This is a genomic window from Exiguobacterium sp. Helios, from assembly GCF_014524545.1.
Classification (GTDB): Bacteria; Bacillota; Bacilli; order Exiguobacteriales; family Exiguobacteriaceae; genus Exiguobacterium_A.
In genome coordinates, this window is the sequence record NZ_CP053557.1 from 2,187,477 (window position 1) to 2,207,416 (window position 19,940).

The following is a 19,940-nucleotide window of genomic DNA, read 5'->3' on the forward strand; positions in this document are numbered from 1 at the left end:
TTCTTTGTTTTCAGTGTATCAAAAAAAAGAACGCATGACGGATGATTCTCATCATTTCCGTCATGCTCGGCTCACTTCACTCATGCTCGGCTCACTTCACTCATGCTGTCGTAATTAATTCTGTTTTGCGACCGCCAGGAACGCTTTACTCCACTTCACCGGATCCACCGACCAGGTCCGCAAAGCGTCCTGTTCTTCTTTGGAAATGTAGGCCGTCTCGACAGCTGTCTCCAGCAATTCTGTAAAAGTCAGTAACGCATCCGCTTCCACTTCGGCCGCCGTTAAGTTTTCCTTCAGTCGTGTCATGCCGTAAGAGAAGATGGCTTGAATCCGGACAACGGTTGCCCCGGCTGCTTCAACTGCTTGGGTGGCTTCAATCGAGGACGTCCCCGTCGACAATAAGTCTTCGACGACGATGACACGTTGTCCAGCTTGCAAACGTCCTTCAATCTGATTCCCTTTTCCGTGTCCTTTGGCACTCCCTCGGATATAAATCATTGGAAGACCGAGTCGTTCCGCGACGAGCGCCGCATGCGGAATACCGGCTGTTGCCGTCCCGGCGATGACATCGACGTTTAAGAGCCGGATGCGTTCCGCTAATTTGTCGGCAATCAGCGTCCGAACGGCCGGACTGGATAAAGTCAGCCGGTTGTCACAATAAATGGGCGACCGTAACCCGCTCGCCCACGTATACGGTGTCGTCGGTGCTAACGTGACCGCTTCGATTTCGAGTAAAGCCTTTGCCAGTTGATTCATGATCTGATCCCCTTCCATTCTGAGAGTAATGCTTCATAGACGGCTTTCGGATCCTCTGCCTGTGTGATGGCACGTCCGATGACGAGATCCGTCGCCCCGTTTCGTCCGGCGTCCGTCACGGTCGCAATCCGTTTTTGATCATTTGCTGCCGTCCCGTTCGGCCGGATTCCCGGAGTGACCAGTTGGAATCCGGGTCGACAGATGGCCTTGATGTGCGTCGTATCGAGAGCGGAACACACGACTCCGTCAAGACCGGCCTGTTCGGCTTCGCGTGCATAGTGCGCAACCACCTCGTCCATCGTGTGTGGAATCATCAGTTCGGTTAACATCGCTTGATCGGTCGATGTCAGTTGGGTGACGGCAATCAACCGTGTATCGGCCGACGTCTCACGTAATCCTGCAAGGGCCGCCTGCATCATTGTTTTTCCACCTGCTGCGTGGACGTTCGTCAGTTCAACACCGAGTTGACCAATGATCCGCATCGTCCGTCGGGCAGTTTCTGGAATATCATGGACTTTTAAATCGAGAAAAACAGCATGTCCTTGTTTGACCAAATGCCGGACAAAAGCGGGACCTTCCGCATAATACAGCTCCATCCCGATTTTGACTGCCGGACGGTGTGGTGCCAATTTTTCTAAAAATCGTTCGACTTGGTTGGCTGACTCAAAATCAAGCGCGATGTAAAGTTGCTCCATATGCTTTCCCCCTGATGTCCAAAATGTGTTCAATGCCTAACTCGTCCATTCGTTTCGGCAATGCCGTTATCAGTTCCTGACAAATGAACGGATTCACGAAATTTGCCGTTCCAATCGCTACCGCTGACGCGCCTGCGTAAATCATCTCGAGTACATCATCCACTTCCATGACGCCTCCCATCCCGATGATCGGAATCGAGACGACTTGGGCGACATCGTGAATCATCCGAATGGCAACCGGTTTGATGGCTGGTCCGGACAATCCGCCGATCCGGTTAGCCAAAATCGGTTGACCGGTCCGAACGTCGATCCGCATCCCGACAAGTGTATTGATCATCGTCAGTCCATCCGCACCCGCCTGTTCAACTGCTTGGGCCATCTCAACAATCGACGTGACATTTGGAGATAATTTGACATAGACCGGTTTTTCGGAAACCGCTTTGACGCGCCGTGTCAGCTCAGCCGCCATCTTCGGATCCGTTCCGAACTGCAACCCGCCGGACTTGACGTTTGGACAGGAGATGTTCAACTCGATTGCTTTAACGACCGGATCCCGGCTGATCCGTCTCGTGACTTCCTCATATTCTTCTGGTGTCGAGCCGGCCACATTCGCAATGATTTCTGTATCAAACTGACTGAGAAACGGTAATTTCTGTGCGATGATTCCTTCAACACCCGGATTTTGTAAACCGATCGCATTCAGCATGCCCATACCGCTCTCTGCAACCCGCGGCGTCGGATTGCCATACCGTTCTTCCCCGGTCGCCGCTTTGATCATGATGCCTCCAAGCATGGATAAATCGTACAGTTTGGCAAACTCTTCACCGAATCCGAAACATCCGGACGCCGGAATGATCGGATTTTTTAAATTCAGACCGGGTAACGTCACATGTAGACGGTTCATAGAATCACCTCTTCTGCCCGGAAGACCGGACCATCGGAACAGGTTTTGACATAATGTCCGTCAGGTGTCGGACAGACACAAGCGAAACAGGCGCCAATGCCGCACCCCATCCGGTTTTCAATCGATAAAAACTTATGTTCGATCGGAACCTGTTGAATCGAGCGTAACATCGGTTCCGGTCCACAGGCGAACAGTGTATCGAACCGCTTGCTGTCGAGTGCGGCGGTCACGAATCCTTGAATTCCTGCTGTCCCGTCGACGGTCGTCACCGTCGTCGGACCAAGTTTTCGAAACTCGTCTTCATAAAAGACACTGTCTGCCGTATCGAATCCCAAAATTGCTTCGCAGGCAATTCCCCGTTCGACCAGTCGACGCATCGTGTAATAGAGCGGTGGAACCCCGATACCTCCCCCGACCAACACAATTTTGGCATCACGCGCGACATGTTCGACCGGAAACCCGTTTCCGAGTGGGCCGAGTGCATCGATTTGATCCCCCGCCCGAAGACGCGCCAGTTCTTTTGTACCTTGACCGATTTCCTTGAACAAAAATGTGATTAAATCTCCTTCGACGTTAGCAATCGAGATCGGGCGACGTAATAATGGACCGACCCGCAAATGCATGAACCGCCCTGGTTCGATAGGCGTCGCGTCAGGACGGCGACAGACTAATTCTGTCGCGCCTGAAGCAATTTGTCGTCGTGTCACGACCGTCAAAAGTTGAATCATCGAGTCACCACCTTTTTCATATAGTCGAATGGCTGAATGGCACTGGCTTCAAAGGACAGGCTTTCAATGACCCGTAATAAGGCTTCCGCGGTATCAAGAGAAGTCAGACAGACGACATTGTTTTCTGCTGCTGCCCGGCGAATGATGAAGCCGTCTTTCGTGACTTGCGAATCCCGACTCATCGTATTGATGACATATTCAACTTCCGCTTTTTCAATCCATTCGAGCATTGACCCTTGTTCCGAACCGAGCTTACCGACGACTTGGACACGCAGACCGTGCTCCGCCAAGACACCGGCTGTTCCGGCCGTGGCAAGAAGTGTAAAGCCGAGTGCCGTAAAGCGTTTGGCGAGATCGAGCATTTCCTGTTTATCCTGATCAGCGACCGTCAACAAGACACGGCCGTGTTCCGGAATCGCCATACCGGAGGCAAGCAACCCTTTATAAAGCGCTTTTTCGAGTGTCCGGTCCGTTCCAATGACTTCTCCGGTCGATTTCATCTCCGGTCCGAGCGACGGATCGACTTCCTTCAGCTTCGCAAACGAGAAGACCGGTACTTTTACAGAGACCAGTTCTTCTTCCGGTAAGACGCCACTCGTCAATCCGTAAGATGCGAGCGTATCTCCCAAGATGACATTCGTCGCCAGGCGTGCAACCGGTAAGCCGGTGACTTTTGAGATGAACGGGACGGTCCGACTTGCCCGCGGATTGACTTCGAGCACATACAGTTCTCCGTCTGCAAAGACGAATTGGATATTAAGCAATCCTTTGATCCGGAAGGCTTTGGCAATCCGCGTCGTATAATCGACAATCAAATCCTTGATCGCTTGCGGTACCCGTTGCGGCGGATAAACGCCGATGGAATCCCCGGAGTGGACGCCGGCCCGTTCGATATGTTCCATGATGCCCGGAATGACAACATCTTCTCCGTCACAAATCGCATCCACCTCAAGTTCCATTCCGGTCAAATAACGGTCGACGAGAACCGGACGTTCCGGCGAGGCAATGACGGCGTGTTTCATATAATGTTCCAGCTCCTGCTGTCCGTAGACAATCTCCATCGCACGTCCGCCCAGGACATAAGACGGGCGGACGAGAACCGGATACCCGAGCTCGCTTGCCGCTTCTGTCGCTTCAGCTACTGTGACAGCTGTTTTCCCCGGAGGTTGCGGAATTTCAAGCTGTGTCAGGGCCGCTTCAAACTGTTTCCGATCTTCTGCCCGGTCGAGATCCTCAAGAGCCGTTCCAAGAATCTTCACCCCTTCCGCTTCCAGCGATTCAGCTAAATTGATTGCCGTCTGTCCGCCGAATTGCACGATGACCCCGATCGGCTGTTCGTTTCGGATGACTTCGAGTACATCTTCCGTCGTCAAGGGTTCAAAATAGAGCCGGTCAGAAATCGAGAAGTCAGTTGAGACCGTCTCCGGGTTATTGTTGACGATGATGGCTTCATATCCCGCTTCACGAATCGCTTGAATGGAATGGACCGTTGCATAATCAAACTCCACCCCTTGCCCGATCCGGATCGGTCCGGAACCGAGGACAAGAATCGACGCCCGTGTTGTTGGTGTCGCCTCGTTTTCAACTTCGTACGTGCCGTAGTAATACGGTGTGTCGGATGCAAATTCCGCTGCACACGTATCGACCATCTTATAAACTGGATGCAGTCCCGCTTCGTTACGGATGGACCGGACAGCTGTCTCGGTTTGTTCCGTAATCCGGGCAAGCATTTGGTCACTGAAGCCATAGCGTTTGGCATGACGCAGGCGTTCCTGTGTCAATCCATTCTTGACGATGTCCTGTTCAATTCGGTGGATGTGATGCAGTTTTTCTAAGAATAACCGGTCGATGCTTGTCCATTCGTGCAACTGTTCGACGGTATAACCGCGTTCGATGCCGGCATAGAGGGCAAACAATCGTTCATCCGTCGCTTTGACGATTTGACGGTGCAGATTGGCTTCATTCATTTCAGCAAAACGTGTCATGTGTAAATCGGATTGACCGATTTCAAGCGAACGGACTGCTTTCAGCAAGGCTTCCTCCATCGTCCGTCCCATGGCCATCACTTCACCCGTCGCTTTCATCTGCGTCCCGAGTGTCCGGTCCGCCGACTCAAACTTATCAAACGGCCAACGGGGAATCTTGGCGACGACATAGTCAAGTGCCGGTTCGAACGAAGCAAAACTTGTTTCCGTAATCGGATTCTTCAACTCGGATAAGGCATACCCGACGGCGATTTTCGCGGCCAGTTTAGCAATCGGATATCCTGTCGCTTTCGAAGCCAGTGCCGAAGAACGCGATACACGCGGATTCACTTCGATGACATAATACGTGAAACTCACCGGATCGAGTGCGAATTGGATATTGCACCCACCTTCGATCCCGAGTGCACGAATGATATCGAGCGATACATTACGCATCATCTGATAATCGCGGTCGGATAACGTTTGTGTCGGAGCAAAGACGATCGAGTCACCCGTATGGACACCAACCGGATCAAAGTTTTCCATCGCACAGACGATGATTGCCTGGTTCGTCGCGTCACGCATGACTTCAAATTCGACTTCTTTCATCCCGGCGATTGATTTCTCAAGTAAAACCTGTGTCGCCGGACTGACTTTGAGTCCACCTTCGACAATCCGGATGAACTCATCCATCGTTTCAGCGATGCCGCCACCGGTTCCACCAAGCGTATATGCCGGTCGAATAATGATTGGAAGACCGATTTTCGCACAAAAGTGTTCGGCTTCTTCGACTGTATGCACGATCTCACTTTCCGGAACACCGTGCCCGAGTCTAAACATCAATTTTCTGAACAAATCACGATCTTCCGCTTCCTCGATTGCCGTCAGCTTCGTCCCGAGCAGCTCGACGCCATATTCGGCAAGAACACCCAGTCGATCCAGTTCAACAGCAAGATTCAGACCCGTTTGTCCGCCGAGAGTCGCGAGTAACGCATCGGGACGTTCTTTCCGGATGATCCGGGAAACAAACTCTGCTTGTAACGGTTCGATGTACACGCGGTCCGCTACTGTCGGATCCGTCATGATGGTCGCCGGATTGGAGTTAACGAGAACGACTTCGTACCCTTCCTCTTTTAAGGCTTGGCAGGCTTGTGTTCCGGCATAATCAAATTCCGCCGCTTGTCCGATGACGATTGGACCGGATCCGATAACGAGAATCTTTTGAATATCTTGACGTTTAGGCATGAGAGACCTCCTGTTGGTTCGTGATTTCTGTTAAAAATTGATCAAATAAATCATTGGCATCCATCGGTCCGGGAGAAGCTTCAGGGTGATACTGAACGGAAAAGACGGGGTGGATCGTATGCCGGATTCCTTCAACGGTCCCATCATTGATCGCCCGGTGCGTCAGCATGAGATTCAACCCGACCAGCGACTCTTCCTCGACAGCGTAACCATGATTTTGTGACGTGATACTGACTTGTCCCGTTTGAAGATCTTTGACCGGGTGGTTTGCTCCCCGGTGACCAAACGGTAATTTAAACGTATCTGCTCCATGCGCCAAGGCGATCAATTGATGACCAAGACAGATGCCAAAGATGACGACTTGACCGGTCAGTTCCTGAATTAAGGGAATCGCGGTCGGAACATCTTTTGGATTCCCGGGACCGTTCGATAACATGACACCGTCCGGTACGTAACGCAAGACATCCTTCGCCGTCACGTCGTGCGGGACGACGACGACTTCGCATCCGCGTCGGACAAGCTCACGGATAATCCCGAGTTTGGCACCGAAATCGACCAAGACGATCCGTGGACCGGCACCCGGGATGACATAGGCGCGTTCCGTCGAAGCCCGTTTGACCTGATCGGTTGCAAGCGTCATCTGTTGAATCCGGTCCAGTTGCTCGGACAACTCGTACGCGCCATCGACGAGGAGTCCCCGCATGACTCCTTTTGAACGCAGGTGTCGGGTTAACTGACGGGTATCGATTCCCGTTAAACCGGGAATGTTGAATTCCTCTAGAGCCGCTGCAAGTGACGTCTGGGAGCGGAAGTTTGATGGTGTATGACAGACTTCCCGGACAATCAGTGCTTTCGCAAGCGGACGGGTCGTTTCATAGTCATCACGGTTCATGCCGTAGTTGCCGATCAACGGATTGGTTAAGACGATCATTTGATCACAGTAGGAAGGATCGGATAACATCTCTTGATACCCGGTCATGCCTGTTTGGAAGACCACTTCCCCCATCGTCACCTCGCTTGCACCAAATGCTTCTCCTTCAAACACCATTCCATCTTCTAAAATCAACGTCCGTTTAGACATGTGTCATTTCCCCCTTGAATACAATTTCTCCACCGACGAGCGTCAAGACCGGATAGCCCGTTAGTCGTTCTCCACTAAATGGTGTGTTTTTCCCTTTCGAGAAAAACTGATCCGGTTGAACCGTCCGAACTGTCTTTAGATCGAGTAGGACAAGATCGGCAGGTGCTCCGACTTCGATTCGTCCAAATGGCAAGTCAAACAAATCAGCCGGTTTACGTGACAACCAATCGAGCAACTGGGCAAGCGTGACGATGCCCGGTTCGACCAGCTTCGTATATAACAACGGAAATGCTGTCTCAAATCCTGTAATTCCGAACGGAGCCCGCTCGATGCCGAGTGCTTTTTCCTCTGTTGCATGCGGTGCATGATCCGTTGCGATACAATCAATCGTCCCGTCCAGCAAACCTTCCAGCAATGCTTGGCGATCCGCTTCGCTCCGAAGTGGTGGATTCATCTTGAAGTTTGGATCGCGTCCGACGATATCGTCTTCCGTTAACACCAGATGATGGGGCGTGACTTCCGCCGTCACCCGAATCCCTGCCCGTTTTGCATCCCGGATCACCCGGACGGATTCCTTTGTCGAGACATGGCAAACGTGATAATGACAGCCGGTCGCTTCCGCAATCAAGACATCCCGCGCGATATGAACGCTTTCGGCCAGTGACGGGATTCCCTGTAATCCTTCGCGTGCACTATACGCTCCTTCATGGACACAACCTGCCTTCAGCGAATCATCTTCACAATGGGCGATGATACTTTTATTGACGGCGGCGGCGCGTATCATCGCTTCCCGCATGACAGCGGCAGTTTGGACACCGACTCCGTCATCCGTGAAAGCAAAGGCATCGGTCAGTTGTTCAAATGCGACGAGTTCCTGCCCTAGCTGATTTTTTGAAATCGCCGCATAAGGGAAAACACGGACAGATGCCGTTTCTTCAATCTTTTTAAAGAGCGCATCCAGCGTCTCCCGGTCATCCGGAACCGGTCGCGTGTTCGGCATCGGACAAATCGTCGTAAACCCGCCTGCCGCCGCTGCTGCCGTTCCCGTCGCGATCGTCTCCTTATGTTCGCCGCCCGGTTCGCGTAAATGAACATGAATATCGACAAATCCTGGTGCGACCGTATAACCTGTCGCATCAATCACCTGATCCGTCTCGCGTGGTGTCGCATCGAGCTCCGTCAAGACACCCTCTTCGATGCGAATGCTCGACTCGTGCCGTTCCCCATTTTTATACCATGTCGCATGATCAATTCGGATTGCCATCTTATATCGTCTCCTTTGTCGTTGCTGTCTCAAACGCCCGTTCTAAAATCGCCATTCGCGCAAATACACCATTCGTCATCTGATCAAAGATACGCGATTGCGGATGTTCAACCAGTTCTTCGGCAATTTCAACGCCGCGGTTGACCGGTGCGGGATGTAATACAATCGCATCCGGTCGAATCCGGTTCATCCGGTCCTCCGTTAACCCGTATCGTTCGTGATACTCATCTGTTGCAAACGAATGCTTATCCGCATGCCGTTCATGCTGAACGCGGAGCAGCATGATGATATCACTCGTGGCTACTGCCTCATCCATCTCCCGGTAAGTGATTCCCATCGTTTCATCGAACCAGTCCCTCGGTCCGGAACCGATGACGGTCGCTCCCAACCGCTGTAAGACGTGTGCATTGGAGCGGGCAACCCGGCTATGCCGGAGATCCCCACAGATGACGATCGTTTTCCCGCTGACATGACCGTATGTCTCGTACATGGTCATCAAATCCAGTAAGGATTGTGAGGGATGCTGTCCGCTGCCGTCTCCGGCATTAATGATTGGAATCGACAGATGGTGTTGCAGCGGTTCGTAATAACCGGTCTCTCCGTGACGGATGACGAGCGCATCGACGCCGAGCGCCTGTAACGTCTTACATGTATCCAGTAACGTTTCACCTTTTTGAACGGATGAGGTCGCCGTTTCGAATGGCAGGACGTGCAATCCGAGATGATATTCCGCCATGTCAAATGAACATTTGGTCCGGGTCGAATGTTCGAAAAATAAGTTAGCGACGGTTTTCTTCGGCAACGGCCGGGCGGGTGCGCCTTGTTTCAGTTGCAGTCCCCGCTTTATCAATCGTTCGATTTCAGTTGTCGACAGCTCGTCAAGACTTGTAAAATGGGCAATCCGTTGTCGTGTCTGCATGTTCTTCTCTCCTTTGGGCCGCAAAAAAGCGCACCTTCTGATGTGAAGGTGCGCTGAAGAAGACAGATGTCGCCATCTGTTTCTGAAGGGCCTCCACTTTATCGTTCTCTCTGGAACGTCTTAAAAGTCGTTAGCTGCTCGTTTCGGTTGTGATGATTCTTGTTCTTGTTCTGCCACTTCGGTACTCGTTTTCGGCAAGATCAGATTCAAAAGGACTCCTAGAATCGTCGCCAGTGCCATTCCTTCTAACGAGAAATTACCGATTTTCAAAGCAGCCCCGCCGATTCCGATGACCAGGATGACAGCAGTGATCGTCAGATTGCGTTTATCCGCAAGATCGACTTTACTTTCAACCAGAGTCCGCAGACCGTTTGAAGCGATGACGCCGAACAGCAGGATACTGATGCCGCCCATGACAGGTGTCGGAATCGTTTTGATGAATCCTTCGACATAGCCGAGGAATCCGAAGCTGATGGCAAGAACGGCTGCGCCTCCGAGGACAAAGACGCTGTATACGCGGGTAATGGCCATGACACCGTTGTTTTCACCGTATGTCGTCACCGGCGGACCGCCGAGCATTGAAGCAATCGTCTTCGCCAGTCCGTCTCCGAGAACCGTCCGGTGCATCCCCGGATCAAGAAGCGTCTCGCGCCCGATAATCCGTGATGTCACTTTTTGTTCTCCGATGTGTTCTGTTAATGTGACGAGTGTGACCGGGACGATGAGTGCAAGTGCTGCCCAGTTCAAGGTTGGTGAGTAATCCAGGAACGGTACCGTAAAGTTAGGAATTTGGAAAAAGCTCGCCTGTTTCAGTGAAGTGAAATCAACGATTCCCGCCGCGACAGCGACCAGATAACCCGTCAAGATACCGAACAGGATCGGCACCGTACTCCACATGCCTTTGAAATACGTCATGGCAAGTAACGTCACGGCGAGTGTCGTCAAGGCGACGAGGAGGAAGGTACCGCTGTACTTTCCGTCCGCTCCGTTCATCGCCATGTTGACAGCTGTCGGCGCAAGCGATAATCCGATGACCATGATGACTGGTCCGATGACGACCGGTGGCAAGAGTTTCATCAGCCAACCGACCCCTGTATATGTGATGACGAGTGAAACGATTCCGTAGACCAGCCCGGCGACCATGCCACCGACAAGGGCATCTTCCACTCCCCAGCGTTCACTGACGGCAATGATCGGGACGATATAAGCAAAACTTGAACCTAAGTACGTCGGGACTTTAAAGCGTGTGACGGCGAGGAAAATCAAGGTGCCGACTCCGCTTGCGACGAGGGCAACGGATGTGTTTAATCCCGTTAATAACGGAACCAGGACCGTCGCGCCAAACATCGCGAAGACATGTTGGAGGCTGAGCATCAGCCATTGCAGGGGGTGTTTTGGCCGTTCTTGTACATCAAGAATCGCTGTGTGGGTTTTCATAAGGATAACTCCCTTTCTGGTCTCTCTGGACCACGTTAAAGGTATTTGTGTTTAACGTTTGATAAATACTTGATCGGCGTCATCGACTTCAGATAAAGCGACGACGACTTGTTCTTCGCGTGATGTCGGGACATTCTTCCCGATGAAATCTGGTCGGATCGGAAGCTCCCGGTGTCCCCGGTCGACGAGGACAGCGAGTTGAATCATACTCGGACGACCGTGATCAACGAGCGCATCCATCGCGGCGCGGACGGTGCGTCCGGTGTATAGGACGTCATCCACCAGGACGATGATTTTTCCGGTCACCGTCTCCGGCATGTCCGTGCCTTTGATTTCTGGCTCAAGACTTTTTTTCGATAAGTCATCCCGGTACATCGAGATGTCCACGACACCAAGCAGGACCGGTTTGCCTTCAATCTCTTCAATCCGGCGGGCCAGACGGCGGGCCAGTGTCTCACCACGTGTCTTGATACCGACGATCATCAGTTGATCAATTCCTTTGTTGCGTTCGATGATTTCATGGGCGATGCGTGTCAATGCCCGACTGATTGCGGCTTCATCTAAAATGACGGATGGTTTCATCACTTGCTCCTTTCTGCAAAAAAACCTCCTGCGTAAAGTCGCAGGAGGTTGTTGAAGACAATAAGTGTGGGTAGCTCACGCTACACGTATCTACACAAATGAAGTGTCTCCCTTTCGTAGCCTCTCCGGACTCGTTTAAAGGTGTGCTATGGGTAGGATCGTCAACGCGGACGACCGGTTGTGTGAGGCAGATGTCTCGCATCGCTCTCTAGGTGATACTCTACCGTTTTATTAGAAAAACGTCAAGACTCTAATTCAAGTTTTTTCAACTGACTGATCTCGAACGTCATCTCTTCCGGCAACGGTGCATCGAAATGTAACATCTCACCAGTCCGTGGATGCTTGAATCCAAGAACAGCCGCATGAAGCGCTTGACCGTTCATTTTCATCGTTTTCCGTGGTCCGTATTTCGGATCTCCGGCGAGCGGGAAACCAATATAACGCATGTGGACACGAATCTGGTGCGTCCGTCCTGTCTCGAGCTTACATTCAACAACCGTGAACCCTTCGTAACGGTCAAGGACGCGGAAATGCGTCACAGCGGCTTTTGAGTTTTTATCCGTCACGGTCATCCGTTGACGGTCATTTTTGTCACGGCCGACCGGTGCTTCAATCGTTCCCAGTTCATGCGGAATCTCGCCGTGGACAAGCGCGATATACAGACGCTCTGTCGTCTTGTCTTTTAGTTGTTGTGCCAGGGATTCATGTGCCAAATCATTTTTAGCGACCATCAGGAGACCGGATGTATCTTTATCGATTCTGTGGACGATCCCTGGACGTTTGACACCATTGATGCCGGACAAATCCTGGCAATGATGGAGCAAGGCATTGACGAGTGTTCCGGATACGTGCCCCGCTGCCGGATGCACGACCATCCCTTTTGGTTTGTTGATGACAATGACATCACTGTCTTCATACACGACATCCAGCGGGATATCTTCCGGTAAAACTTCCAGCTCGACGGCTTCCGGAATCCGGACGAGGATCTCTTCCGTACCGGACATCTTATAGTTCGGTTTGACGATTCGTCCGTCCACTTCGACGTGTCCCGCTTTTAACCAGTCCTGGACTTGTGACCGGGACCAGTCTTGTTGTTCCGCTAACCATTTATCAATTCGACCGGTAGCACCATTGGCTTTAACAGCCCATTCATTTTGTTCATTCATTTAATCAATCGTTCCCTTCTTAGTCAAACGCTCTTCAAACATGACGCTGATCAGCATCAGAATAACCCCAAACGTCAAACTGACGTCTGCCACATTAAATATCGGGAAGTTATACCCGAACGGATAAAAATGAAAAAAGTCGACGACTTCTCCACGTGCCATCCGGTCGATGAAATTCCCGACCGCTCCGCCGAGTAATAAGGCGACGCTCCAAGCAAATACTTTGTTTTTTGTGCCTTCTTTGTAAAGAAAATAAATCAGCCCAATGACGACGACCAGCGTGATGACGAAGAAAAATCCAAACTTCCCTTCAAGCATCCCCCAGGCAGCGCCACGATTCCGGTATGAATTTAAATAAAAGAAATTGGGAATGATCTCAATCGCTTGACCAATCGTCATCTGTTGGACGACGATCCATTTCGTCAATTGATCTACTCCGACGAGTACAGCAGCAATCGCTAAGTAAAGCCACATTCTTTTTTCCTCCACATCCAAAAATAATGAGGGACCGCTACGAAGTCGCCGTAGCTGCCCCTCCCTGATTCATTATAAAGAATTGACGACTTCAGTACAACGTGGGCAAAGTGTCGGATGAGCCGGATCTTGTCCAAGCTCAGTCGAATATGTCCAACAGCGTTCACATTTTTCGCCATCTGCTTTCAGAACAGTGATACCTGTTGTCCCGTATGATTTCTCCGCCGAAGCGACGAACTCAATCTGTGAAACCTGCAATAACTGCTCAAGATGATGGATTGTCGCAAGCAATGCTTTCGTTTCGTCATTTGGTGCCAGTTCCAGTTTCGCTTCGAGCGTTTTCCCGACAAGTTTCTCGGCACGTGCTTCTTCGAGTGCTTTCAAGACATCATCACGGAAGACGAGGAAACTGTTCCATTTCGCAATCAATGCCAATCCTTCCTCTGTCACTTCCGGTGCTTCCGGAAGATCCGTCAAGAAGATGCTTGCCGTCTCGACGCCAGGAACGAATTCCCATGCTTCGTCTGCTGTATGCGGTAAGACCGGTGCCATCAGTTGTAACAATGTAACGACCGTATCGTACATGACCGTTTGAACGGCACGACGCGCTGGTGCATCTGCTTTTTCGATGTACAAGATATCCTTCGTATAATCGAGATAGAACGAAGACAAGTCAAGGACACAGAAGTTATGCAACAATTGATACACCGCCATAAAGTCATACGCGTCATACGCCGCTTTTACTTTGCCAACGAGTTGATCCAGTTTCGTCCGCATGAAGCGATCCGATTCCGGTAAGTCAGCAAAGGCAACACGATGCGTCGTATGATCGAACTGATCCAGGTTTCCAAGCAAGAACCGGACCGTATTCCGGATTTTCCGGTATGATTCCGAAACTTGTTTGAAGTTATCCATTGAAGCCCGGACGTCCGATTGATAGTCGACAGAAGCGACCCAAAGACGAAGGATTTCTGCTCCGAATTGTTGCATGATTTGGATCGGGGCAATCGTATTTCCGATTGATTTCGACATCTTCCGCCCTTGACCGTCAAGGACGAATCCATGACTGACGACAGCTTTGTAAGGTGCTTTCCCTGTCGTTGCGACAGCTGTCGAAAGAGACGAGTTGAACCATCCACGGTACTGGTCAGAACCTTCTAAATACAAGTCAGCCGGACGTTCGAGTTCCGGACGTGTAGCAAGAACACCGGCATGAGATGAACCGGAATCGAACCAGACATCCATGATGTCCGTTTCTTTTTTGAAGATTCCGTTCGGGCTTGCCGGATGGGTAAATCCTTCCGGTAACAAATCAACGGCTTCCCGCTCATACCAGACGTTTGATCCGTGTGCCGCAAACAGGTTCGCGATATGATCGATTGTTTCCGGTGTGACGATTTCCGTACCGTCTTCTGCATAGAAGATTGGCAGTGGAACACCCCACGCGCGTTGACGGGAAATGACCCAGTCTCCACGGTCTTTGAACATGTTGTGAAGACGTGTTTCGCCCCACTCCGGTACCCACTGGACTTCTTTGATTTCGTCGAGGATTTCAGCCCGGAAATCTTTGATTGAAGCGAACCACTGGGGTGTCGCACGGAAGATAACCGGTTTTTTCGTCCGCCAGTCATGCGGATACGAGTGTTTGATGAATGACAGTTTTAATAAAGCACCGGCTTCTTCTAACGCCACACCGATTTCTTTGTTGGCATCTTCATAGAATAATCCTTCAAAACCAGGAGCTTCTGCTGTCATGACACCTTTATCGTCAACCGGACAAAGCACATCCAGACCGTAAGCTTGACCGATTCTGAAGTCATCTTCCCCGTGTCCAGGTGCTGTATGAACAACACCCGTCGCTTCTGCCGTGACGTGATCGCCGAGCATGACAAGTGATTCCCGGTCATAGAGCGGGTGTTTCGCTTTGATGTACTCAAAGTCTGTCCCGTTAAAGACACGACCAACCGTAGCATTTTCCCAGCCGAGTGCTTCGATCACTTCCGGTACGAGGGTCTCGGCTACGATATAGCCTTTTCCTTCGTGTTCGATGCGTGCATATGTCAACTCACCGCTGACTGAGATTCCGAGGTTTGCCGGAATTGTCCAAGGTGTTGTTGTCCAGATGACGAAATGATCTGTCGGCTCCAAGATATTTTTTCCGTCCATGACTTGGAACGCCACGTAGATGGCAGCAGAACGTTTATCCTGGTATTCGATTTCGGCTTCTGCAAGAGCAGATTCCGATGACGGCGACCAGTACACCGGTTTTTTCCCTTTATAGATGTAACCTTTATTGGCCATATCGCCGAACAAACGAATTTGTGCTGCTTCGAATTCCGGTTGCAACGTGATGTATGGATTGTCATAGTCACCGAGAACACCAAGACGCTTGAATTGTTCACGTTGATGATCGACCTGTTCGAGCGCATACTTCGCACACAGCTCACGGAATTCCGCGACCGACATCGATTTACGGTCGACACCTGCTTTTTGAAGAGCCGTCTCGATTGGAAGTCCGTGTGTGTCCCAACCCGGTACGTACGGAGAACGGAATCCGTTCATTGATTTATAACGGACGACGATGTCTTTTAAGACTTTGTTCAATCCGTGTCCCATATGGATGTCCCCGTTTGCATAGGGAGGACCGTCGTGCAGGATGAATGTAGGTTTTCCGGCATTTTTTTCTTGAACTGCTTCATAGAGATTCATCTCGTTCCAGCGTGCCTGCATATCTGGTTCACGTTTCGGTAAGTTTCCCCGCATTAGAAATTCCGTTTTCATCATCAATAACGTATCTTTGTATTCCATTTGGCATTCCCTCACTTGTCTATATTTTACGTACAAAAAAAGCCAAGCTCATCCCCTGATAGGGACGAGCTTGGCTTGAACTCGCGGTACCACCCTACTAGCAATCCTGACAAACAGATTACCACTTAAGAGCCCGATAACGGAGGCGAAACGGCGGAACTTAATGAATATGTTCAGTCCCACACTCAAAGGGGATATCTTTTTTCATTTACTGATCGGGCTCGCACCAGTCCCCGATTCGCTGACAGTATCCTGATAAAAGACGTGTCCTTCTCATTGATTTAGCTTATATGACATCGTCGTCATTATACGCAACTGCCGGAATCTCGTCAAGCGCACCCCGGGTCGAAATATCGAATGCATCCCAGTCATGGCTCGTCAACAATTCCATCTGTGCGTCAATCAACACTTTGAATCGATTCCGGTACAATTCGATTTTTTTACGCATCTGTTCGACTTCGAAATCAGTCCGCTGTGCTCGACGTTGTGCTGCATCTTGCAATTGCTCGGCTTCCCGTTCCGCTTGTTTGACGATTAAGCTCGCTTCTTTCGTCGCATTGGCTTTGACTTCTTCTGCCGCTTCTTGTGCCACGATGATGGATTTGTTTAATGTTTCTTCCATCGAGCTGAAGTAATCGACACGCGACTGCATATTTTGAATGACTTCTTGCTGTTGACGGTTTTCCCGGAGCAACAATTCAAAATCTTTGATGACTTGATCAAGAAATTCATTGACCTCATCTTCGTCATAGCCGCGAAACTTACGTGTGAATTCCTTATTGTGAATATCAAGTGGCGTCAATGGCATGATGAAATCCTCCCTCAGCTTGTTGGTTATCCTTTTAGCAGACCGTATTGCAATTTAATCCGATCCCGTTTCGTCGAGCCGAGTACGGCGATTAACTTGACACGTCCCGTTCCGCGAAGGGACAGTAAGTCGCCTTCCTCTAACAAAAAACTTGGATCTTCGACGATTTTATAATTCACTTTGCTTTCACCTTGTTTAATCAGGCTTTGCGCTTTTTGTCTTGAAAAACCAAGGATTTCACTGACAACCGTATCAAAACGAAGCGAACTGACGAATCCCAGTTCTTCTTGCCATTCTTGATCCTTAATCTTCAACTGTTCTTCTGAATCCACGAGCGACAACCGAATCTTCGTTTTTCCCGCACGATCGACATTTGCTTCGATATAAGAAGCCACTTCTTTCGCAACGGCAAATTGGACGACTTGATCTTGGATGACCACGTCACCGAATTTCCCTCGCTTTAATCCGACATTCAGCAATGTGCCTGTCACCTGGCGATGCGAGAGCTCCACGAATTTGGTGGGATAATGGATACGATAAATGGCAATATCAAAATCGTTGGCATCAAGCTCATAATAATCAGGGGCAATCAGCGCACGCTGTCGTTCGGCGCCTTCAAAACCGCCCTCAAAAAAGAGGGCACATTTTGTTCCGACGAGTTCTCGGGTAATTTGTTGTTCACGCGGATCCAGAAAATCTGTCACTTTAAACGTATAGGTCGCTTCGACATGGTCGATCCAATTCAAGACGAGATCGACGAACTCCCGCTCATGTCCGCGATAATGATCATAGACACTCATTACAGGAAGATTGCTCGAATACCCGACTGTGCGAGATTAAGCACAAGAAAGGCAACAATAGGTGAAATGTCAAGCATACCTCCGATGGGCGGGATAATCCGTCGGAACGGCGCGAGGAAAGGTTCAACTAACATAGCGAGAACTTGACCGAATCGTGATTCACGTGCGTTTGGGAACCACGATAATAAAATATAGGCAATCATGACGTAGCTGTAGTATTGAAGTAACGTGCTGAGTGTACGACCGATTGCGTACATGACTTGCGAATCCATGCTTACCACCCCTTATGGTTGATATCATCTTCACCGAGCAGATTTGAAATACTTCCGGCCAGCTCGACGTTGTTTGGAACACAGAGGAGTGTATTTTGACTGATTGTCGTAATCGTTCCATCAAGGGCAAACACGACACCTGACAAGAAATTGATCATTTGGCGTGATTGATCTTTAGACATCCGCTGCATGTTAACGATGACAGCACGATTTTGGCGAAGATGTTCGCCAATTTCCTGTGCTTCGTTAAACACACGCGGTTCACTGAGAATGACTTGTGATTTTGTCTTTTTTGTATGAATGGGTACGATGTTCGATTGTCTCACAGGGTCCTCCTTTTGAGTAACACTCGGGGTAGATTCCTCGTAGTACTCGTCGTATTCTTGCTGTGATGCACCTCTACCTTTATTTATTGTAGCATCATTTTCATATTCGAGTTCATCTAAATCGTCTGTGTTACCGAGAAATAGATTTTGCATTTTTGATTTGAATCCCATATCGATTCTCCTTTCGCATATCTAGACAATTTATGATTGGACTAACGTCGTTCCGATTCGGACGTATGTCGCACCTTCTTCAATGGCAATCTGATAATCTGATGACATACCCATTGATAACTCCGTGCATGGTGCGTGCGGTAGATGGCGGGAAGCCACTTCATCCCGCAACACACGCAGCGAATAAAAGACTGAACGCAGTACTTGCTCGTCCTCCGTCAATGGGGCCATCGTCATCAACCCGATGACGCGGACCATCGGATATTGTCCGACTTCATGCAAAAATGAATGGACATCTTCCGGATCAATTCCTTGCTTTGATTCTTCCCCGGAGACGTTGACTTGAACAAAACAATCGACGGGTCGTTTCGCACGTTTGTTGATTTCTTCCGCCAAATGCAGCCTGTCCAAGGAATGCAACACATCAATCCGATCAATGATTTGCCGGACTTTACGAGTCTGTAACGTTCCAATGAAATGCCACTCACAAGCCTCACGTCCTAAGACCGTTTGTTTGTCGGTCAACCCTTCCGGACGATTCTCACCAAGTGCCGTTATCCCTGAAGCGAGTAGCTCGGCTGCCACTTCACTTGACACTGATTTCGTCACGCCGATCAATTGTACCTGCTTTTTTTGCTCAGTCTTTTCATACGCCTGTTTCATGTTTTGTCGGACATGTTGTACATTTTCAGAAATTGACATCGAGAGACTCCTTTACAATCAAACTGGCAAACCGTCCACCATGATCTCCGTGACGATAGGAAAAATAGTCTTCTGCCTGACAGTTCGTACAGATTCCTGTATCGAGCACATCGCCGACACCACTGCGTTCGGCTAACATAGCATTGGTTTTTTGAAGCGATAACATGGCTTTCCCGTCTTCTTTCTTGATGTAAGGAGATTCTTCAAGACCAAGTTGATCTACAGCTTCAAGGACCGGTCCATCGACTTCATAACAACATTCACGAATCGAGGGTCCGATGACCATCTGAATAGAAGACCGTTCGGCACCGGCTTGTTCCATCTTTGTCAGAGTTGCTTCGACGATGTTAGCGACCGTTCCGCGCCAACCGGCGTGAACATTTGCAATGATACCGGTCCGCGGATCACAGAACAGGAGCGGTACACAGTCAGCAAACAGCATCATCAATAAAACGTTTGAGTCCGTTGTCACCAGTCCGTCTGTACCCTTGATTGCCGTTTCGTAATCAGAAGCTCCACGACCGGACTCGAGTGTCGTTACTTGTTCCACGTGATTGCCGTGCACTTGTTCAGCCCAAACAGAGTTTTCTAAAGCTAAATCCAGTTGTCGGACGATGACTTCACGATTTTTGATGACCCCTTCCGGATCATCCTTGACGTGCAGTCCTAAGTTGCCCTTGCCATGAGGGGCTGAAAATTTTGTCGTAAACGCTGCGCGAACAGTACCTGTCGGCGTATCCCATTTTATCCATTGACCAAACATTTCATCCCATCCTTTTTTAAAAAAAGAGGTGTCGCTTACGCGACACCTCTTGATCTAGCAGTCGTGTCTTTGGAA

General features: G+C 50.1%; 19 protein-coding genes and 1 other annotated feature. All 19 genes read right to left on the reverse strand.

Annotation, left to right across the window (positions count from 1 at the left end; genetic code table 11):
• Positions 1-114: 114 nt before the first annotated feature.
• The 19 genes from pyrE to pgeF all read right to left on the reverse strand — a co-directional run bounded on the left by pyrE (position 115) and on the right by pgeF (position 19,865).
• A complete protein-coding gene (gene pyrE, locus HNY42_RS11485; protein WP_131972490.1) occupies positions 115-756 on the reverse strand; it encodes an orotate phosphoribosyltransferase in 642 nt (213 codons plus the stop codon).
• Positions 753-1,451, reverse strand: a complete 699-nt coding sequence (gene pyrF, locus HNY42_RS11490) for an orotidine-5'-phosphate decarboxylase (RefSeq protein WP_131502627.1) — start codon at positions 1,449-1,451, stop codon at positions 753-755. The genes pyrE and pyrF overlap by 4 nt, the downstream gene beginning before the upstream one ends.
• Positions 1,426-2,355 carry a dihydroorotate dehydrogenase gene (locus HNY42_RS11495; RefSeq protein WP_188004521.1) on the reverse strand — a complete coding sequence of 310 codons (930 nt, stop codon included), beginning with the start codon at positions 2,353-2,355 and terminating at the stop codon, positions 1,426-1,428. Before HNY42_RS11495 ends, pyrF begins: the two co-directional genes overlap by 26 nt.
• Complete coding sequence (locus tag HNY42_RS11500; RefSeq protein ID WP_131972489.1) at positions 2,352-3,083, reverse strand: dihydroorotate dehydrogenase electron transfer subunit; 732 nt, start codon at positions 3,081-3,083, stop codon at positions 2,352-2,354. Before HNY42_RS11500 ends, HNY42_RS11495 begins: the two co-directional genes overlap by 4 nt.
• A complete protein-coding gene (gene carB / locus HNY42_RS11505; protein ID WP_188004522.1) occupies positions 3,080-6,292 on the reverse strand; it encodes a carbamoyl-phosphate synthase large subunit in 3,213 nt (1,070 codons plus the stop codon). Before carB ends, HNY42_RS11500 begins: the two co-directional genes overlap by 4 nt.
• Positions 6,285-7,373 carry a carbamoyl phosphate synthase small subunit gene (locus tag HNY42_RS11510; RefSeq protein WP_188004523.1) on the reverse strand — a complete coding sequence of 363 codons (1,089 nt, stop codon included), beginning with the start codon at positions 7,371-7,373 and terminating at the stop codon, positions 6,285-6,287. The genes carB and HNY42_RS11510 overlap by 8 nt, the downstream gene beginning before the upstream one ends.
• Entirely contained in the window at positions 7,366-8,637 is a 1,272-nt protein-coding gene (locus tag HNY42_RS11515) for a dihydroorotase (RefSeq protein ID WP_188004524.1), read from the reverse strand. Before HNY42_RS11515 ends, HNY42_RS11510 begins: the two co-directional genes overlap by 8 nt.
• Before the next feature lies 1 nt (position 8,638).
• Positions 8,639-9,538, reverse strand: a complete 900-nt coding sequence (locus HNY42_RS11520) for an aspartate carbamoyltransferase catalytic subunit (RefSeq protein WP_188005446.1) — start codon at positions 9,536-9,538, stop codon at positions 8,639-8,641.
• A gap of 138 nt (positions 9,539-9,676) precedes the next feature.
• The gene (locus HNY42_RS11525) at positions 9,677-10,993 is read right to left on the reverse strand and encodes a uracil-xanthine permease family protein (protein WP_131502633.1); all 1,317 of its coding nucleotides are present in this window, start codon (positions 10,991-10,993) and stop codon (positions 9,677-9,679) included.
• A 51-nt stretch (positions 10,994-11,044) separates the two neighbouring features.
• Positions 11,045-11,575, reverse strand: coding sequence for a bifunctional pyr operon transcriptional regulator/uracil phosphoribosyltransferase PyrR (pyrR, locus tag HNY42_RS11530; protein WP_012370818.1), 531 nt, complete (start codon positions 11,573-11,575; stop codon positions 11,045-11,047).
• 242 nt (positions 11,576-11,817) lie between these two features.
• A complete protein-coding gene (locus HNY42_RS11535; protein WP_188004525.1) occupies positions 11,818-12,741 on the reverse strand; it encodes an RluA family pseudouridine synthase in 924 nt (307 codons plus the stop codon).
• Positions 12,742-13,215 carry a signal peptidase II gene (gene lspA, locus HNY42_RS11540; protein WP_012370820.1) on the reverse strand — a complete coding sequence of 158 codons (474 nt, stop codon included), beginning with the start codon at positions 13,213-13,215 and terminating at the stop codon, positions 12,742-12,744.
• A gap of 72 nt (positions 13,216-13,287) precedes the next feature.
• Positions 13,288-16,023: an isoleucine--tRNA ligase gene (gene ileS / locus HNY42_RS11545; protein ID WP_131972484.1), complete on the reverse strand. Its 2,736-nt coding sequence runs from the start codon at positions 16,021-16,023 to the stop codon at positions 13,288-13,290.
• 57 nt (positions 16,024-16,080) lie between these two features.
• Positions 16,081-16,309, reverse strand: a binding site (T-box leader).
• Positions 16,310-16,831, reverse strand: coding sequence for a DivIVA domain-containing protein (locus HNY42_RS11550; RefSeq protein ID WP_131502637.1), 522 nt, complete (start codon positions 16,829-16,831; stop codon positions 16,310-16,312).
• A 26-nt stretch (positions 16,832-16,857) separates the two neighbouring features.
• Entirely contained in the window at positions 16,858-17,631 is a 774-nt protein-coding gene (locus HNY42_RS11555; RefSeq protein ID WP_114595440.1) for a YlmH family RNA-binding protein, read from the reverse strand.
• Positions 17,631-17,903 (reverse strand): YggT family protein, encoded by a 273-nt coding sequence (locus HNY42_RS11560; RefSeq protein WP_034769807.1) that lies wholly within the window; start codon positions 17,901-17,903, stop codon positions 17,631-17,633. The genes HNY42_RS11555 and HNY42_RS11560 overlap by 1 nt, the downstream gene beginning before the upstream one ends.
• A gap of 2 nt (positions 17,904-17,905) precedes the next feature.
• Positions 17,906-18,229, reverse strand: coding sequence for a cell division protein SepF (locus HNY42_RS11565; RefSeq protein WP_233494514.1), 324 nt, complete (start codon positions 18,227-18,229; stop codon positions 17,906-17,908).
• Positions 18,230-18,430: 201 nt separating this feature from the next.
• A complete protein-coding gene (locus HNY42_RS11570; RefSeq protein WP_188004526.1) occupies positions 18,431-19,102 on the reverse strand; it encodes a YggS family pyridoxal phosphate-dependent enzyme in 672 nt (223 codons plus the stop codon).
• Entirely contained in the window at positions 19,089-19,865 is a 777-nt protein-coding gene (gene pgeF, locus HNY42_RS11575; RefSeq protein WP_114595437.1) for a peptidoglycan editing factor PgeF, read from the reverse strand. Before pgeF ends, HNY42_RS11570 begins: the two co-directional genes overlap by 14 nt.
• Positions 19,866-19,940: the final 75 nt, after the last annotated feature.

Bases quoted from the DNA above. Each gene is read 5' to 3' on its own strand.
- pyrE (WP_131972490.1), bottom strand. From the start codon at position 756: ATGAATCAACTGGCAAAGGCTTTACTCGAAATCGAAGCGGTCACGTTA.
- pyrF (WP_131502627.1), bottom strand. From the start codon at position 1,451: ATGGAGCAACTTTACATCGCGCTTGATTTTGAGTCAGCCAACCAAGTC.
- HNY42_RS11495 (WP_188004521.1), bottom strand. From the start codon at position 2,355: ATGAACCGTCTACATGTGACGTTACCCGGTCTGAATTTAAAAAATCCG.
- HNY42_RS11500 (WP_131972489.1), bottom strand. From the start codon at position 3,083: ATGATTCAACTTTTGACGGTCGTGACACGACGACAAATTGCTTCAGGC.
- carB (WP_188004522.1), bottom strand. From the start codon at position 6,292: ATGCCTAAACGTCAAGATATTCAAAAGATTCTCGTTATCGGATCCGGT.
- HNY42_RS11510 (WP_188004523.1), bottom strand. From the start codon at position 7,373: ATGTCTAAACGGACGTTGATTTTAGAAGATGGAATGGTGTTTGAAGGA.
- HNY42_RS11515 (WP_188004524.1), bottom strand. From the start codon at position 8,637: ATGGCAATCCGAATTGATCATGCGACATGGTATAAAAATGGGGAACGG.
- HNY42_RS11525 (WP_131502633.1), bottom strand. From the start codon at position 10,993: ATGAAAACCCACACAGCGATTCTTGATGTACAAGAACGGCCAAAACAC.
- pyrR (WP_012370818.1), bottom strand. From the start codon at position 11,575: ATGAAACCATCCGTCATTTTAGATGAAGCCGCAATCAGTCGGGCATTG.
- HNY42_RS11535 (WP_188004525.1), bottom strand. From the start codon at position 12,741: ATGAATGAACAAAATGAATGGGCTGTTAAAGCCAATGGTGCTACCGGT.
- lspA (WP_012370820.1), bottom strand. From the start codon at position 13,215: ATGTGGCTTTACTTAGCGATTGCTGCTGTACTCGTCGGAGTAGATCAA.
- ileS (WP_131972484.1), bottom strand. From the start codon at position 16,023: ATGGAATACAAAGATACGTTATTGATGATGAAAACGGAATTTCTAATG.
- HNY42_RS11550 (WP_131502637.1), bottom strand. From the start codon at position 16,831: ATGCCATTGACGCCACTTGATATTCACAATAAGGAATTCACACGTAAG.
- HNY42_RS11555 (WP_114595440.1), bottom strand. From the start codon at position 17,631: ATGAGTGTCTATGATCATTATCGCGGACATGAGCGGGAGTTCGTCGAT.
- HNY42_RS11560 (WP_034769807.1), bottom strand. From the start codon at position 17,903: ATGGATTCGCAAGTCATGTACGCAATCGGTCGTACACTCAGCACGTTA.
- HNY42_RS11570 (WP_188004526.1), bottom strand. From the start codon at position 19,102: ATGTCAATTTCTGAAAATGTACAACATGTCCGACAAAACATGAAACAG.
- pgeF (WP_114595437.1), bottom strand. From the start codon at position 19,865: ATGTTTGGTCAATGGATAAAATGGGATACGCCGACAGGTACTGTTCGC.